Source organism: Sphingomicrobium sediminis, assembly GCF_023805295.1.
Lineage (GTDB): Bacteria > Pseudomonadota > Alphaproteobacteria > Sphingomonadales > Sphingomonadaceae > Sphingomicrobium > Sphingomicrobium sediminis.
Genome location: NZ_JAMSHT010000001.1, coordinates 685,785 through 700,224 on the forward strand (window position 1 = coordinate 685,785; position 14,440 = coordinate 700,224).

15 protein-coding genes are annotated in these 14,440 nt (G+C 62.0%); 10 read left to right on the forward strand and 5 right to left on the reverse strand.

Annotated features, from left to right (window positions below):
- Positions 1 to 126 precede the first annotated feature (126 nt).
- The 6 genes from NDO55_RS03365 to NDO55_RS03390 all read left to right on the forward strand — a co-directional run bounded on the left by NDO55_RS03365 (position 127) and on the right by NDO55_RS03390 (position 6,753).
- Complete coding sequence (locus tag NDO55_RS03365) at positions 127 to 585, forward strand: GatB/YqeY domain-containing protein (RefSeq protein ID WP_252112415.1); 459 nt, start codon at positions 127 to 129, stop codon at positions 583 to 585.
- A 4-nt stretch (positions 586 to 589) separates the two neighbouring features.
- On the forward strand, positions 590 to 2,407 hold the full coding sequence (gene dnaG, locus NDO55_RS03370; RefSeq protein WP_252115515.1) for a DNA primase: 1,818 nt from the start codon (positions 590 to 592) through the stop codon (positions 2,405 to 2,407).
- 10 nt (positions 2,408 to 2,417) lie between these two features.
- A complete protein-coding gene (gene rpoD / locus NDO55_RS03375; RefSeq protein WP_252112417.1) occupies positions 2,418 to 4,424 on the forward strand; it encodes an RNA polymerase sigma factor RpoD in 2,007 nt (668 codons plus the stop codon).
- Positions 4,425 to 4,687: 263 nt separating this feature from the next.
- Complete coding sequence (locus tag NDO55_RS03380) at positions 4,688 to 4,984, forward strand: PspC domain-containing protein (RefSeq protein ID WP_252112419.1); 297 nt, start codon at positions 4,688 to 4,690, stop codon at positions 4,982 to 4,984.
- A 203-nt stretch (positions 4,985 to 5,187) separates the two neighbouring features.
- Positions 5,188 to 5,865 (forward strand): DUF6975 family protein, encoded by a 678-nt coding sequence (locus tag NDO55_RS03385; RefSeq protein ID WP_252112421.1) that lies wholly within the window; start codon positions 5,188 to 5,190, stop codon positions 5,863 to 5,865.
- Positions 5,866 to 5,907: 42 nt separating this feature from the next.
- On the forward strand, positions 5,908 to 6,753 hold the full coding sequence (locus NDO55_RS03390; protein WP_252112423.1) for an AAA family ATPase: 846 nt from the start codon (positions 5,908 to 5,910) through the stop codon (positions 6,751 to 6,753).
- Here NDO55_RS03390 and NDO55_RS03395 read toward each other — a convergent pair.
- Both NDO55_RS03395 and NDO55_RS03400 read right to left on the reverse strand, forming a co-directional pair.
- A complete protein-coding gene (locus NDO55_RS03395) occupies positions 6,750 to 6,968 on the reverse strand; it encodes a helix-turn-helix domain-containing protein (protein WP_252112425.1) in 219 nt (72 codons plus the stop codon). The two genes, NDO55_RS03390 and NDO55_RS03395, sit on opposite strands and share 4 nt — an antisense overlap.
- Positions 6,968 to 7,417 (reverse strand): DUF2975 domain-containing protein, encoded by a 450-nt coding sequence (locus tag NDO55_RS03400; protein ID WP_252112427.1) that lies wholly within the window; start codon positions 7,415 to 7,417, stop codon positions 6,968 to 6,970. Before NDO55_RS03400 ends, NDO55_RS03395 begins: the two co-directional genes overlap by 1 nt.
- Positions 7,418 to 7,523: 106 nt before the next feature.
- Between NDO55_RS03400 and NDO55_RS03405 the strand changes: the two genes are divergently transcribed.
- Positions 7,524 to 8,417, forward strand: coding sequence for an ATP-binding cassette domain-containing protein (locus tag NDO55_RS03405; RefSeq protein WP_252112429.1), 894 nt, complete (start codon positions 7,524 to 7,526; stop codon positions 8,415 to 8,417).
- A complete protein-coding gene (locus tag NDO55_RS03410) occupies positions 8,410 to 9,147 on the forward strand; it encodes an ABC transporter permease (protein WP_252112431.1) in 738 nt (245 codons plus the stop codon). Before NDO55_RS03405 ends, NDO55_RS03410 begins: the two co-directional genes overlap by 8 nt.
- Positions 9,148 to 9,151: 4 nt before the next feature.
- Here the strand turns inward: NDO55_RS03410 and NDO55_RS03415 are convergent, their stop codons facing one another.
- Positions 9,152 to 10,558, reverse strand: a complete 1,407-nt coding sequence (locus NDO55_RS03415; RefSeq protein WP_252112433.1) for a methyl-accepting chemotaxis protein — start codon at positions 10,556 to 10,558, stop codon at positions 9,152 to 9,154.
- Between the two features lie 113 nt (positions 10,559 to 10,671).
- Here NDO55_RS03415 and NDO55_RS03420 point away from each other — a divergent pair, with 113 nt between their 5' ends.
- A complete protein-coding gene (locus tag NDO55_RS03420) occupies positions 10,672 to 11,853 on the forward strand; it encodes a vWA domain-containing protein (protein WP_252112435.1) in 1,182 nt (393 codons plus the stop codon).
- Positions 11,850 to 12,734 (forward strand): DUF817 domain-containing protein, encoded by an 885-nt coding sequence (locus NDO55_RS03425; protein WP_252112437.1) that lies wholly within the window; start codon positions 11,850 to 11,852, stop codon positions 12,732 to 12,734. Before NDO55_RS03420 ends, NDO55_RS03425 begins: the two co-directional genes overlap by 4 nt.
- On the opposite strand, the gene NDO55_RS03430 is transcribed toward NDO55_RS03425, so the two are convergent.
- A complete protein-coding gene (locus NDO55_RS03430; protein WP_252112439.1) occupies positions 12,676 to 13,881 on the reverse strand; it encodes an exo-beta-N-acetylmuramidase NamZ family protein in 1,206 nt (401 codons plus the stop codon). The two genes, NDO55_RS03425 and NDO55_RS03430, sit on opposite strands and share 59 nt — an antisense overlap.
- Positions 13,878 to 14,393 (reverse strand): DOMON domain-containing protein, encoded by a 516-nt coding sequence (locus tag NDO55_RS03435; protein WP_252112441.1) that lies wholly within the window; start codon positions 14,391 to 14,393, stop codon positions 13,878 to 13,880. The genes NDO55_RS03430 and NDO55_RS03435 overlap by 4 nt, the downstream gene beginning before the upstream one ends.
- Between the last annotated feature and the right edge of the window lie 47 nt (positions 14,394 to 14,440).

Consider the following 14,440-nt stretch of genomic DNA (forward strand, 5'->3'; position numbering starts at 1 on the left):
TAAAGGTATGCTGGCGATGTTGCTAAGCCACAGCCGCTACACGTGGTTCCATGGCCTCGTCAACGGCTGTTAAGCACTGTCCGCACGCGCTAGGCTATTTTCTTTTGCAAATGATTGGGTGAAGCGATGATTCGCGATGATTTGAAGGCGGCAATGATTGCCTCGATGAAGGCTGGCGAGAAGGACAAGGTGGCGACGATCCGCCTCATCCAGTCCGAAGTGAAGAACAAGGATATCGAGGCGCGCACGCAGGGCGAAATCAAGGATGACGACGCGCACGTGACCGCCGTCCTCCAGAAAATGGTCAAGCAGCGCCGCGAAAGCGCGGAGATGTTCCGCAAAGGCGGCGCCGAAGATCGCGCCGCTACCGAGGAAGCCGAAATTGCGGTGATCGAAACCTTCCTGCCCGCCCAGATGAGCGACGAGGAAATCGATGCGGCAGTCTCGGCCATCATCGCCGATACGGGTGCGGCGGGCATGAAGGATATGGGCCGCGTCATGGGCGAAGTTCGCGCCCGCCACGGCGCCGCCATCGAGCCCGCCAAGGCGAGTGCGGCGGCCAAGAAGCAGTTGATGGGGGGCTAAACCCCTGTCCCTCCCGCCGTCCTTTCTCGATGAACTTCGCGCCCGGACCCGTGTGTCCGCGGTGGTGGGCACTGATGTGAAGCTCATCCGGGCGGGGAAGGAATTCAAGGCCTGCTGCCCCTTCCATGACGAGAAGACGCCGAGCTTCTACGTCAACGACCAGAAGGGCTTTTATCACTGCTTCGGCTGCGGCGCGCATGGCGATGCGATCAGCTATCTGGTCGACGGGCGCGGCATGGGCTTCATGGACGCGGTCAAGGAATTGGCGGGCAAGGCCGGGATGGATGTCCCTGCGCCCGATCCCCGCGCGAAGGAACGCGCCGAGAAGCGCGCCGGGCTGGTCGATGTCACCGAAGCGGCGGCCGACTGGTTCGAGGAGCAGCTGTCCGGCATTGAGGGGGGCGCAGCGCGAAGCTATCTCGAGAAGCGCGGGCTCGATGCGAGAACGATCAAGAAGTTCAGACTTGGCCTTGCGCCCGACGATCGGGGCAAGCTGAAGCGCGCGCTCGACCGCTTTGGCGTGCCCAAGCTGGTCGAGAGCGGGATGCTGATCGATCCCGAGGATCCGACCCGCGAGCCTTATGATCGCTTCCGTGGACGCCTGATGATCCCGATCCGCGATCCGCGCGGGCGCGTCATAGCATTCGGCGGGCGCATTCTTGGCGATGGCGAGCCCAAATATCTCAACAGTCCCGAGACCCCGCTGTTCGACAAGGGGCGCCAGCTCTACAATCTCGACCTCGCCCAGGCCGCCGCGCGCAAGGCCGACCGCATCATCGTGGTCGAAGGCTATATGGACGTGATCGGGCTCGACCGCGCAGGCATCGGCGAGGCCGTTGCCCCGCTCGGCACCGCGCTGACCGAAGACCAGCTGCGCCTGCTCTGGCGCCTGTCGCCCTCGCCCATCCTCTGCTTCGACGGCGATGCGGCGGGGCAGCGCGCTGCGATCCGTGCAGCCGAACGCGCGCTGCCGCAACTCGGCCCCGAACAAAGCCTTAGCTTCGTCGAACTGCCGCAGGGCCAGGATCCGGACGATATCGTCCGCGACGGTGGGCCCGACGCTTTCAATCGCCTACTCGAAGAGCCCGAGCCGCTCGCCGCGCGGTTGTGGCGACATGAGGCTGGCGCAGGACCGCTCGACACGCCCGAACAGCGTGCGGGCCTCAAGCAGCGCCTGCTCGACCATAGCCGTTCGATCCAGAACCCGTCGCTGTCGCAACTCTACCGCGAGGATTGGCTCGCCCGATTCGATGCGCTTACGGGCCGCCAACGCTCGAGCGGCGGCGGATGGACGCAGCGCAAGGGTCGCTGGGTGCCCCCTTCCCCGCCCGTCGGCGATGCAGCGCGATCGCTGTCGCAGATCGGGGTCGATGCTCCGACGATCGAGGCGTTGCTGTACGGATATGCGCGCTTTCCTGCGCGTCTTGCCCATGATGGCGAGCTCTTGGCGCGGCTTCCGATGCCCGATCGCCGCCTCGCGGGCCTACGTGAAAAGTTGCTCGATGCCGCCTTTTCTGCCGAGTCGCTTGATAAAGGGGATGGTCTTCCCATATTGGCGAACGAAGGCGCGGACAGCCCGTCCCGGCCGGTCATGGGGTTTAGCTTTACGCGTCCCGGCAGCGATCCAGAGACTGCCGAGCGTGATCTTGCTGCAACTCTCGACGCAATCCTCGCTTCGGCGGAGATTGAAACGGCACTGGAAGCGGCCACGAAGCGTTTGGAACAAGAGCTCAGCGACGAAGCCTATGCCGAGCAGCAGAGATTGCATCGGCTTCGTGACGAAAACCGGGAGCGGCTCGCCGCTCTTGCAAGTGTGGAATAGATAAGACGCGATGGCGAAAAGCGACAACGACACCCAGGCCGATGGCGATCAGCCGCTGATCGATCTCAACGATGCCAAGATCAAGAAACTGATCGCGCGCGGCAAGAAGCGCGGCATCCTTACCTATGACGAGGTCAACGAAGCGCTGCCCAGCGACCAGATGAGCCCGGACCAGATCGAGGACATCATGTCCGCGATCAGCGAGATGGGCGTGAATATCGTCGAATCCGATGAAGAGGATGATGACGAGGTCGAGGCGGTCGACGCCAAGGAAGCCAAGGCTGACCCCAAGACCGTCAAGGCGACCACCAACACCAAGGAACGCGCGGACCGCACCGACGACCCGGTGCGCATGTACCTGCGCGAAATGGGTGCCGTCGAACTGCTGAGCCGAGAAGGCGAGATCGCCATCGCCAAGCGCATCGAGGCCGGCCGCGACTTCATGATCTGGGGCCTGTGCGACAGCCCGATGACGTTCAATGCGATCATCGAATGGTCGAACATGCTCAATGAAGAGACCATGCAGCTGCGCGAGATCCTCGATCTCGACGCCATGATCTCCAAGGGCCCGACCGCCGAGCAGATGGCCAAGTCGGAAGAAGATGACGATGATGGCGAGATCAGCGAAGACACGGCCGGTCCGACCATCAGCGAAGATGATGATGAGGACGAAGAGGCCGAAGAGGATGCAGACGGCAACAAGACCGATGCATCGGGTCGTCCTCGCCGCGACGAGGAAGAGGAAGACAACACCCTCAGCCTCGCGCAGATGGAAGAGGCGCTGAAGCCGTCCGCGCTCGAAAAGTTTGCCGAGATCACCTCACTCTACAAGAAGTTCTCGAAGCTCCAGCAGGATCGCCTTGCCGCGCTCGAGGCTGGCGAGGATTTCCCGAAGGCCAAGGAAACGCGCTACCAGAACCTGTCGGGCGAACTGACGGCGCTGGTGGAATCGATGCAGTTCCACAATGCCAAGATCGAGATGCTCGTTGACGCGCTCTATGGTCACAACCGGCGTCTCATGTCGCTGGGCGGCCAGATGCTGCGCCTTGCCGAGCGTCACCGCGTCCCGCGCCGGTCCTTCATCGAGGAATATGACGGCAACGAGCTCGACGATGCATGGCTCGACCGCGTCGCCAAGATCGACAAGAAGTGGGCGGCCTTCGCTACCAACGAAAAGGAAGCCGTGGAGCGCATCCGCGGCGAGATTGCCGAGATCTCGCAGATCACCGGCATGAGCCTTCCCGAATTCCGCCGCATCGTGAATCAGGTCCAGAAAGGCGAACGCGAAGCGCGCATCGCCAAGAAGGAAATGGTCGAGGCCAACCTGCGCCTCGTCATCTCGATCGCCAAGAAATATACCAATCGCGGCCTGCAGTTCCTCGACCTCATCCAGGAGGGCAATATCGGCTTGATGAAAGCGGTCGATAAGTTTGAATATCGCCGCGGCTACAAATTCTCGACCTATGCGACTTGGTGGATCCGCCAGGCCATCACGCGTTCGATTGCCGACCAGGCGCGCACGATCCGTATTCCGGTCCACATGATCGAGACGATCAACAAGCTCGTGCGCACGAGCCGTCAGTTCCTCCACGAAACCGGCCGCGAGCCGACGCCGGAAGAATTGGCCGAGCGTCTCTCCATGCCGCTCGAAAAGGTCCGCAAGGTGATGAAGATCGCCAAGGAACCGATCAGCCTCGAGACGCCGATCGGCGACGAGGAAGATTCGCACTTGGGCGATTTCATCGAGGACAAGAATGCGGTCATCCCCGTCGATGCGGCGATCCAGTCCAACCTCAAGGAAACGGTCACCCGCGTGCTCGCCAGCCTCACCCCGCGTGAGGAGCGCGTGCTGCGCATGCGCTTCGGCATCGGCATGAATACCGATCATACGCTCGAGGAAGTCGGGCAGCAGTTCAGCGTGACCCGCGAACGTATCCGTCAGATTGAGGCCAAGGCCCTTCGGAAGCTCAAGCATCCGAGCCGCAGCCGGAAGATGCGCAGCTTCCTCGATCAATAGACTTAAGTCCGTATCAATCGGCAACTTATCGTAAGGGGCTGCCCGTTCGTCGAAACGGGTGGCCCTTTTTCACTCCCCATTCATTGACTTGTTGCAATGCACAACTAGGTGAGCCGTGCCGATTGGCGGTGGGAAATCCCACCACTTCAGCCAGCCTCGGCGAACAGCAATGCCGGATTTCCGGTAAAAAGACGGATTGGCACGTTGGGTGCAAAGTGTGGGGTGAAGGCGGAATGGTCCGCCCAAACCGACGAAGGAACGAGATGATGGCGACCAAGAACATGATGATGCGCAACGACACCATTTTGGGCGTGTGCGAAGCGCTGGGCGAGGATTTCGGCTTCAATGCCAATATCCTGCGCGTGGCCCTCATCCTGCCGATCTTCTGGTTCCCGATGGAGATGCTCGCGCTGTATCTCGCGCTCGGCGTTGCGGTGTTCGCATCGCGCACCCTCTTCCCCGCCAAGCAGCCGCAGCAGGCCGCCCCGGTGGTCGAGGCCCGCAAGCCCGCGATCGAAGCGCCGGCCAACCAGGACGTCTCGCTGGAAGACGCCGCCTAACCGGCAAGAGCCTCAACGCTTTTCGAGGGGTCGGAATGTTCGCCTGCATTCCGGCCCCTTCCTGCGTCCCGAAAGGGCACGGAAATTAACACCCATGACCAAAAGCTTTCGGCCTTGGTAACCGGGTCTTTACGGCCTTGCTGTACGGCTTGACCTCCCACCACCGCAAAATGACGTGAACTGGATCTGAGGGAGTGGCGAACATGGTGGCAGGAGCCCGTAAATGGCAGGAAACCGGCAATGCCGGCCTGGCTCCTTATGATCGCGTTGCCACCGAAGGCATCGCGTCGCATCCGCACGCCATGGCAATTGCTGCAGCGTCGAGCCCCGAGCCGGTGCGCGACCTTGCCGACCTCATACATCTCATCTGCGACATCCACGGCCGCCACCCCACTCTGGTCGAAGCCGCCTTGGCGCGTAGTGCCTCGGGCGTGCAGCGTGACTGGATGATGCAGGCGGCGAACGCATTCGAGCGCGAGCGTCTTTACGTGGTCGATCTTACAGCCCGCGTCGGCCCCCTGCCCTCGACCCCCGGCGCTGCTGCAAGCACCAGCACCATGCAGGCGACCCGCCACGCGGTGGAAACGCTGGCCAAGTCCGAACGCCGCGGCTGCGCGCTGGGCGCCGCGACCGCTTTGGTCGTCGACTGGCAGGGCATTCGTGCGTTGCTCGATATTGCTGCAGAGCGTGTTGGGATCGACCTGCCCGAATGCACCCTGCCTGATCGCTGTTCGACCGAGGCCGTGATGGCCAGCGTCGATGGTGATGTCGCGGCAGAACGCGCCCTCGGCTTTGGCGCCGAGCAGCTGCTGCTCCAGCATCGCGGTCTGTTCGACTTGCTCGAGGCGAGGGCCAAGGCACGCTACGACGCCGACTGCTAGGCCGTCTTGCGCTACGCCTCGCGGGGCACTAGCGCAGTGGCCATGAAATTCGACAGCACGGACAAGTACGTCGCCACCGACGACCTCAAGGTCGCGGTCAATGCCGCCGTGGCGCTACGCCGCCCGCTCCTCGTCAAGGGCGAGCCCGGTACCGGCAAGACCGTTCTTGCCCATGAAATCGCCAAGGCGATCGACGCGCCGTTGATCGAATGGCACGTCAAATCGACGACGCGCGCGGTCCAGGGCTTGTACGAATATGACGCGGTCGCGCGCCTGCGCGATGGCCAGCTCGGCGAAGAGCGCGTCCATGACATTTCGAACTACATCAAGCGCGGCAAGCTGTGGGAAGCCTTCACCAGCGAGAAGCTGCCCGTCCTGCTGATCGACGAGATCGACAAGGCCGATATCGAATTCCCCAACGACCTCTTGCAGGAGCTCGATCGGATGGAATTCCACGTCTACGAGACCGGCGAAACGGTCAAAGCGGTCGAGCGCCCGGTCGTGGTCATCACATCGAATAACGAGAAGGATCTGCCCGACGCCTTCCTGCGCCGCTGCTTCTTCCACTATATCGCCTTCCCCGATCGCGAGACGATGGAAGCGATTATCGACGTCCACTTCCCTGACATCCAGAAGATGCTGGTCCGCAAGGCACTCGATATCTTCTACCAGGTCCGCGACACGCAGGGGCTCAAGAAGAAGCCGTCGACCAGCGAATTGCTCGACTGGCTGAAGCTCATCCTCCACGAGGACATGCCATTGGAAGTGTTGTCGGACGCGGATCCGACCAAGGCGATCCCGCCGCTCCACGGGGCGCTACTCAAGAATGAGCAGGATGTGATGCTGTTCGAGAAGCTGGCGTTCCTCGCCCGCCGCGAGAATCGCTAGCCCCCGTCGCCTTCGGGTTCGAAGTCGATCAGGTCGCCAGGCTTGCAGCCCAACACCTCGCACATTGCCGCCAAGGTGGCGAAGCGAATGCCTTTCACCTTGCCCGAACGGAACAGGCTCATCTGCGTCTCGGACAGGTCGATGGCCTGCGCGAGCTCTTTGCCCGTCATGCCAGCGCGCTGCAGTTCGGCGTCGAGGGTGACCTTGATCGGCATCAGATGAAGCTATCCAGTTCGGTTTTCGCTTCACGTGCTTCGTCGATCAGGCCGGCGATCGAATAGAGACCGACACCGACCACGCCGATAGCAATTGCGGTGGCGTCGACCTCGAACAGGCTCCGGCCGGCGACGAGGATGGTGAACAGGTTTTGCCCGAAGACCTCAACCAGACCGCCGGCGAACAGCGCCATGCCGACCCGGCGGAGCCCTGCGGAGACGGATGGCGCGAACCCGTTTCCGAGCGAGATGCGCCGCAGCATCCACCACACCGATCCCATCGCGTAGAGATAGAAGGGCATGGGGAGGAGGATGGCGTAGAATGCGGGTTGGTTGGCCCCCATCTGGTTGGCACCATGGAATTGCAACGCGGTCAGCACCGTCATCACGGCGAACACGAACAATGCCGCCAAGGCCATCCATTTGGTGCGTTTTTCCAAGTTGGTCACGCCAAAGCCCCCCGTTTGTCGAATGACGAGTGACTTTTCGGTCCATCGCCAATTTAAGTCCGACTTAAAGTTCTATTGTCCGCTGTCCTGGCAAAGGGGTCAAGTCTTGGATTATGCCATCGAAACAACCGCGCTGACCAAGAGGTTCGGCAAGCAAATTGCGGTTAATGACGTCGATCTGAAGGTGCCGAATGGCGCAATTTTCGGCTTTTTGGGCTCAAACGGTGCGGGCAAGTCGACCAGCGTGCGCATGATCCTGGGGCTCAGCCGTCCCACATCGGGTCAGATCCGCTTGTTCGGCGAAAAGCTGCAGCACAAGAAACGCCCCCTGATCGGCGCCATGGCCGACAGTCCGGGCGGCGCCTTCTATGATCATCTGAGCGCGCGCGACAATTTGCGTGTCGTCGCGACTTCGCTCGGCATTACCGAGAATGTCGATGCCTTGCTCGAGACGGTCGGACTCAGCCACGCAGCCTCGAAAAAGGTACGCGCCTTCTCGACCGGCATGCGACAGCGTCTTGGTATCGCCCGCGCACTCATCGGCAGTCCGCCGCTTGTCATTCTCGATGAACCGCTGAACGGCCTCGACCCCGAAGGTATTCGCGAGATGCGCCAGCTGATCCGGACGCTGGCCGAGGGGCGTACACTCATCATCTGCTCGCACCTACTCGGCGAAATCGAACTCGTTGCCAGCCATATCGCACTCTTGTCCGAGGGCCGGCTCGTGCACCAGGGCCCCCTCGCCGATCTGGCCACCGGTCCGCCCAAGCTCGACATCGAAGCGCGCGGCGACCAGGTCGCTGCATTGCTGAAGGCCATGTCCACGGAGATCGAACAGATCGAAGGCGATCGTTATCGACTGACGCTTGGCAATCACGACCCGGCCGCGATCAACAGAAAGCTGGTCGAAAGCGGCGCGGAGGTGAGCGCCCTCACCCCGTATCGCTTCAGTCTCGAAGAATTCTACCACCACCAGATCGGGAGCGCGCACCATGGTTGATCATGTCGCGACCACCACCCTCGGCCTCATCAAGGCGGAGATCATGAAATTGCGCGGTTCGCTCGTCGTCTGGCTGAGCGTCGCGGTGCCTGGGCTCGTCCTGCTGCTCGGCCTGCTTGCCTTGCTTAACGACGCCACGCAGGCCGAGATGTTCATGATCGGCACGGCCTCGCTGTGGGCCTATGCCATGCTGCCATTGGGAACGATGGCGCTCACCGTCGTTCTTGCCCAGATCGAGCATGGGGCCAGGGCGTGGGATCCACTGCTTTCTTTGCCGGGTACACGCCGTCGTATCTTTATCATCAAGCTGACCGCCGCCGCCTTGGTGCTCGGTCTCTGGACACTGACGCTCGGTATCGGCGTCACGATCCTCGCGACCATTTTCGATGTGCGCGTACCGCCGGAACTCCTCAGCATGCTGCCGGGCGGCTCCTATGAGGCGATCCTGGCGCGGATGTGGGGCGCGAGCCTCTTCATGCTGGTGGTCCAGTACGGCCTCGCGCTCTATTTCCGCAGTTTTGTCCCGCCCCTCCTGTTCGGGGTCGGCGGGATCATCTTCGCGGTCGGCGCGACCAGCACCAAATGGGGAATCTATTTTCCGTGGCTGCTACCTACCAACCAGCTGGCGAGCGAGCATGCGCGGGCGGACTTTGCCCTGTGGCTCGGTCTCGGTGGCGCAGTCGTCTGCGCCGCCATCCTGCAATGGCTGATGGCGCGGCGTGAATGGTAGCGGGTTAGACCGCTACTGTATCGTCGCGATAGGCGAGTTCGTAATTGCCCCAGCGCTTCCCCTTGAAGGACAGGGGAATGTAGACATTCTTCACCGCCACGCTCTCGTCGCCGCGTTCCATGCGGTAGGTGAGCAAGGTGGCGCTCTCGCGATTGTGCGCGAAGCGGGTCTGGTCGTCGATAAGGATGCGACCGTCGCGGCAATTGGCGTCGTTCCAAACGGGATCGTCGCCGGGCTTTTGCGAGCGGCTCGACATGTGCGTCGGCAGGTGACCGTTGGGATCGCCGATGGTCGTGCCGATGATGCGGTTATCCTGTGCGCAGACCTCGTCGAGGATGGGCTGGATAACGCGGTTGGCCGTGTCGCAAAAATCGCTGTCATATTGCGGTGGGTTTGAGCCCGGGCGCTCGCGATAATTGCGGTCGAAGACCTGGTCGACCGTGACGTTGCCAGCATCGATCTCGGCTTCGACGAGGCGGGTGATGCGCGCAGCGATTTCGTTGGCCTTGATGAGCATCGGCGTATCGTCGATCTCGGCACCCGAATTGGCGAGCGTGTTGAGCATCGAGCCGGTCATCAGTTCGAGATGCGACAGACGCTTCTGCGCCTGCACCAGTTCGCCATTATTGTCGCGGGCACCGGCGGCAAAGTCGCCAAGGCCGGCGCGGACACGGTCGACGCTGGTCTGGATAAGGTTGGTCGACTGGGCGATGCCTTCGGACTGGGCATCCACCATGCCGACGATTTCGGAAACTTCGCGCACGGTCTCGCTGATGCGGCCGATCCCGGCCTGCGCATCGCGGCTGCGTTCGACGCCGCTGGTGATCTCGCTGGTGACCGCATTGGCCTCGCGGGTCAGTTCGCCCAGCGTCGTGGCAATCTCGCCCGTCGCATTGCGTGTATCGTGGGCAAGCTTCTTCACTTCGGCGGCAACGACCGCGAAGCTGCGACCGGCATCACCGGCCCGGGCGGCTTCGATCGTCGCGTTGAGGGCCAGCATGTTGGTCTTGCGGGCAATACCTTCGATGGTTGCCGAGACATTCTGGACCTGGTTCATCGCGCTGGCGAACCCCGCCATGCGCTCGCCAAGCTTCACGACCAGTTCGGTCAGTTCCTTGAAGCCGGTAATCGTGCCGTCGATTGCGGCGCGGCCATTGTCGAGCTTGGTCTTGGCCTGTTCGGCCAGCAAGCGCGCTTCATCGGTCGAGTCGGAAACGCGGGCCTGGTCGGCCAGCAGGCGCTCGGTAACGTCTTCCAGATCGTCGAGCGTCTTTAGGCTTTCGCTAATGCGGCCCGCGACGGCCTCCACGTAACCGGCGACATCGCTGCATTCGAGACTGAGCGACCCGCAGTCGCGCGCCACTGCACGGATTGCGTTTTCCGTGACTTCTTCGATACCCTGGGTTGCCATCTAGGCCCCTTTCCCCAATTCACCTCTTGTGGGCATTTACGGGGAATGGTCCTACTTTTTCGTTAACCAAGTCATTTACCCGACACAGACCGTCATTTCAGGATCACTTTTCGATGTTCATCTCCTTCCTCGACCGCTTGCGCGCCGCCGGCATCCCGGCGAGCCTCAAGGAGCATCTGATGCTTCTGGAAGCGCTCGATCGGGAAGTGATCGAGGCCGATCCGACGCAATTCTACTATCTCGCCCGCGCGACCTACGTGCCCGACGAGAAGATGCTCGATCGTTTTGACCGGGTTTTCGCGGAGACATTCAAGGGTCTGACGCGCGCCGAGGGCGAGGATCTGGCCGTCGATCTGCCCGAAGAATGGTTGAAAGCCGTTGCCGAGCGCTTCTTCACCGAAGAGGAAATGGCCGAGATCAAGGCGCTGGGCGATTGGGACGAGATCATGGAAACGCTCAAGAAGCGGCTCCAAGAGCAGCAAGAGCGACATGAGGGCGGTTCCAAGTGGATTGGCACTGGCGGCACCTCCCCCTTCGGGCATGGCGGCTATAATCCGGCGGGCGTCCGGATCGGCGGCAAGGGCCAGCACGGGCGTGCCGTGAAGATCTGGGACAAGCGCCTGTTCAAGGATCTGGACGGCGATGTCGCTCTCGGCACGCGCAATATCCAGGTCGCGCTCAAGCGCCTGCGCCGCTTCGCCCGAGAAGGCGCCGCCGAAGAGCTGGACATGAACCGCACGATCGACGGCACGGCGCGGCAGGGCTGGCTCGACGTCCAGATGCGGCCCGAACGACACAATGCAGTGAAACTGTTGCTCTTCCTCGATATTGGCGGATCGATGGACGCGCATGTCCGCCAGGTCGAAGAGCTATTCTCCGCTGCGCGCAGCGAGTTCAAGCATCTCGAGCATTATTACTTCCACAACTGCATCTACGAGGGCGTGTGGAAGGAGAACCGCCGTCGCTGGGACGGACAGACGCCGACTTTCGATGTGCTCCACAAATTCGGGCCCGATCACAAGGTCGTCATCGTCGGGGATGCCTCGATGAGCCCCTACGAGATCACCCATCCGGGCGGCGCGATCGAGCATTATAACGAGGAATCCGGCGCGACCTGGATCCAGCGGCTCACCGATCAGTATAAGAGCGCGGTGTGGCTCAATCCGACGCCCGAGGGCTATTGGAACCACAGCTATTCGACGCGGCTGCTCAAGGAGCTGATGGATGATCGCATGTTCCCGTTGACTCTCGACGGGCTCGACGATGCGATGCGCGAATTGAGCCGCAAGCATTGAGGCACAGCCGCTTCCACGCCGTTCGAGAGCGGGTCGAGACGCTGGCCCGCGTCCCAGGCCCGTATGGCTGGGCGGTCGAATTTGCGGTATTCGTATTCAAGCAAGGATGGGCCTGCCTATTCGGGGCGCTGATGCTGTTCGGATTGCTGGCGAGCTTTCTCTTCTACCCCGACGACGCGCCGATCCATCGCTATGACGCGATCACCATCTACGCCGTCCTGATCCAGGTCGGGATGCTGGCCTTCAGGCTGGAAACGCCGCGCGAAGCGGTGGTCATCTTCATCTTCCACGTCGTCGGCACGGTCATGGAGCTGTTCAAGACGGCCGCCGGAAGCTGGGTTTATCCGGAGCCTGCCATCCTCAAGATTGGCGACGTGCCCCTCTTCTCCGGCTTCATGTATGCGGCGGTCGGCAGCTACATTGCCCGCTGCTGGCGCAGTTTCGATTTTCGGTTCACCGGTTATCCGCCGCGCTGGACCAGCTTTGTGCTCGCCGCGCTCATTTACGTGAATTTCTTCGCGCATCACTGGACGGTCGACATTCGCTACGCCCTTTTTGCGCTCACTGTCATTCTCTTCTGGCGGACCCGCATCCATTTCCGCGTGCTTCAGCAGCATCGCTGGATGCCGCTTTTGGTTGGTTGGCTCCTCGTGGCGCTCTTCATCTGGTTTGCCGAAAATCTCGGCACCTTCGCGCGCGCCTGGACCTATCCCAATCAGGATGAAGGTTGGCAGATGGTCAGCCTCGCCAAGCTTGGCAGCTGGTACCTGCTCATGATCATCAGCTTCGTGCTGGTGACGCTGGTCAGTCCGATCTGCGGGATCAGTAAATCAGGTGAGGACGACGCGCCTCGACCCATGCCGCCTCGTCCGGACGCGTGAGCGCATCGAGGTCGCCTGGCTCGGCACCTGCATCGTCGACCCATTCGCGCAAAGCCGGTCCGCCGTTGATGATGTCGATGGCAAGATGGCCGCTCGTATACTCGTAGCCGAAGTCCATGCCGCGCCAGATTTCATAGTCGGAATAGAGCGAACGGACCGCCTTGAAGGCCAGCGCCTGCAGCCGCCACGGCTTGAATGCCTCATGATCGTAGAAGCCGCCCTCGGCATGGATATGCACGCCGTGGCAAAGCTTGCCGACATGTTTGTGGAAGGTCGGTTCGAACCAGATCTCACGCAGTTTACAGCCTTCCAGCCATTGTGGCGCCAATCGCTCCATCTCGGCCATGACCTTGCGCGCATCCAAATCAGGCGCACCGAACAGCTCCAGCGGGCGGGTCGTCCCCCTGCCCTCGCTCAACGTCGCGCCTTCCAGCATGACCGTGCCGGCATAGGCCCGCGCCATGTTGAGATTGGCCGCATTGGGCGACGGATTGATCCAGAGACGATCCTCGGGCCATCCAAAGCCCGGGCCGGCATCAGGCGCGTAGCCGGTCATCTCGATGACGCGATAATCGACGTCGAGACTGAAGTGGTCGATGAACCAATGACCAAGCTCGCCCAAGGTCAGGCCGTGGCGCATGGGGATCGGGCCGGCCCCGACGAAGCTCTCATAGCCCGGCCGCAGCGTCAGCCCCTCGACCGGTCGTCCTGCCGGATTGGGGCGGTCGAGAACCCAGACTTCCTTGCCATGCTCCGCCGCCGCTTCGAGCAAATAGAGCAAGGTGGTGATGAAGGTGTAGATGCGACAGCCCAAGTCCTGCAGGTCGATCAGCACCACGTCGAACGTGTGCATCGACTGATCCGTCGGACGGCGCACCTCGCCATACAGGCTGAAGACGGGGATGCCGAGAACCGCATCGGTCTCGTCCTGCGTCTCCACCATATTGTCCTGCTTGTCACCCTTGATGCCGTGCTGCGGCCCGAAGGCGGCGGTCAGCTGGATGTCGTCGAGCGCGGCCAGCGCATCCATGCTGTGCGTCAGGTCTGCGGTCAGCGAGGCAGGATGCGCGCACAATGCCACGCGCCTGCCATGCAGGGCCTCACGCAGTTCGGGCTCGGCGAGCAGCCGGTCGATGCCCATCATCAATAGTCGTCTCCCGAAAGGGCGAAACATGCCTCGTTATGGAAATCCGCTTTGCCGGGCGGATGTTTCACCGCCCAGAAGCTCTTGGTGCCGTCCTGCTCCTCGACGATCACCGACAGGCCGATGTCGTGGCCGGCCAGTCCCTGCCCCATCACCCGCGCGCTCAGCGTGTAGCCGTCTTCGACGCGCGCCGTCACGATCGAGCAGCGATTGGGCAGGTTGGAGCGGGCATGGCGATAGCTGCCGAACCGATAGGCCGACCAGCGGCCGTCCGGAGCGAAATTATACTCGCGATAGCCGACATTGCCGTGCCGCAGGAACATCTCGAAACAGGTCGAGCGCCACAGGCGATCCTCGCGCCGAAGCGTGCCCATTTCGGGAAGCTTGATGCGATCCAGGTCGCCATCGAGATGGTAGGCCAGCGCCACACCCTCCTCATCGCCACGAAGGTCCACCGAGATGCCGCGCACGGCGTCGGTCGGGTGATCGGGATGGGCAGTGAGGGCAATCGGCATCGTGGCGCAGTGAATGGCCCGCGCGGCTTATGGTGGCAAGGGGCGAA

Coding starts and splice junctions, on each gene's coding strand:
- NDO55_RS03395 (WP_252112425.1), bottom strand. CDS start 6,968: ATGCCGATCAAGGTCACCCTCGACGCCGAACTGCAGCGCGCTGGCATG.
- NDO55_RS03365 (WP_252112415.1), top strand. CDS start 127: ATGATTCGCGATGATTTGAAGGCGGCAATGATTGCCTCGATGAAGGCT.
- NDO55_RS03410 (WP_252112431.1), top strand. CDS start 8,410: ATGGTTGATCATGTCGCGACCACCACCCTCGGCCTCATCAAGGCGGAG.
- NDO55_RS03435 (WP_252112441.1), bottom strand. CDS start 14,393: ATGCCGATTGCCCTCACTGCCCATCCCGATCACCCGACCGACGCCGTG.
- NDO55_RS03380 (WP_252112419.1), top strand. CDS start 4,688: ATGATGGCGACCAAGAACATGATGATGCGCAACGACACCATTTTGGGC.
- NDO55_RS03390 (WP_252112423.1), top strand. CDS start 5,908: ATGAAATTCGACAGCACGGACAAGTACGTCGCCACCGACGACCTCAAG.
- NDO55_RS03385 (WP_252112421.1), top strand. CDS start 5,188: ATGGTGGCAGGAGCCCGTAAATGGCAGGAAACCGGCAATGCCGGCCTG.
- NDO55_RS03415 (WP_252112433.1), bottom strand. CDS start 10,558: ATGGCAACCCAGGGTATCGAAGAAGTCACGGAAAACGCAATCCGTGCA.
- NDO55_RS03420 (WP_252112435.1), top strand. CDS start 10,672: ATGTTCATCTCCTTCCTCGACCGCTTGCGCGCCGCCGGCATCCCGGCG.
- rpoD (WP_252112417.1), top strand. CDS start 2,418: ATGGCGAAAAGCGACAACGACACCCAGGCCGATGGCGATCAGCCGCTG.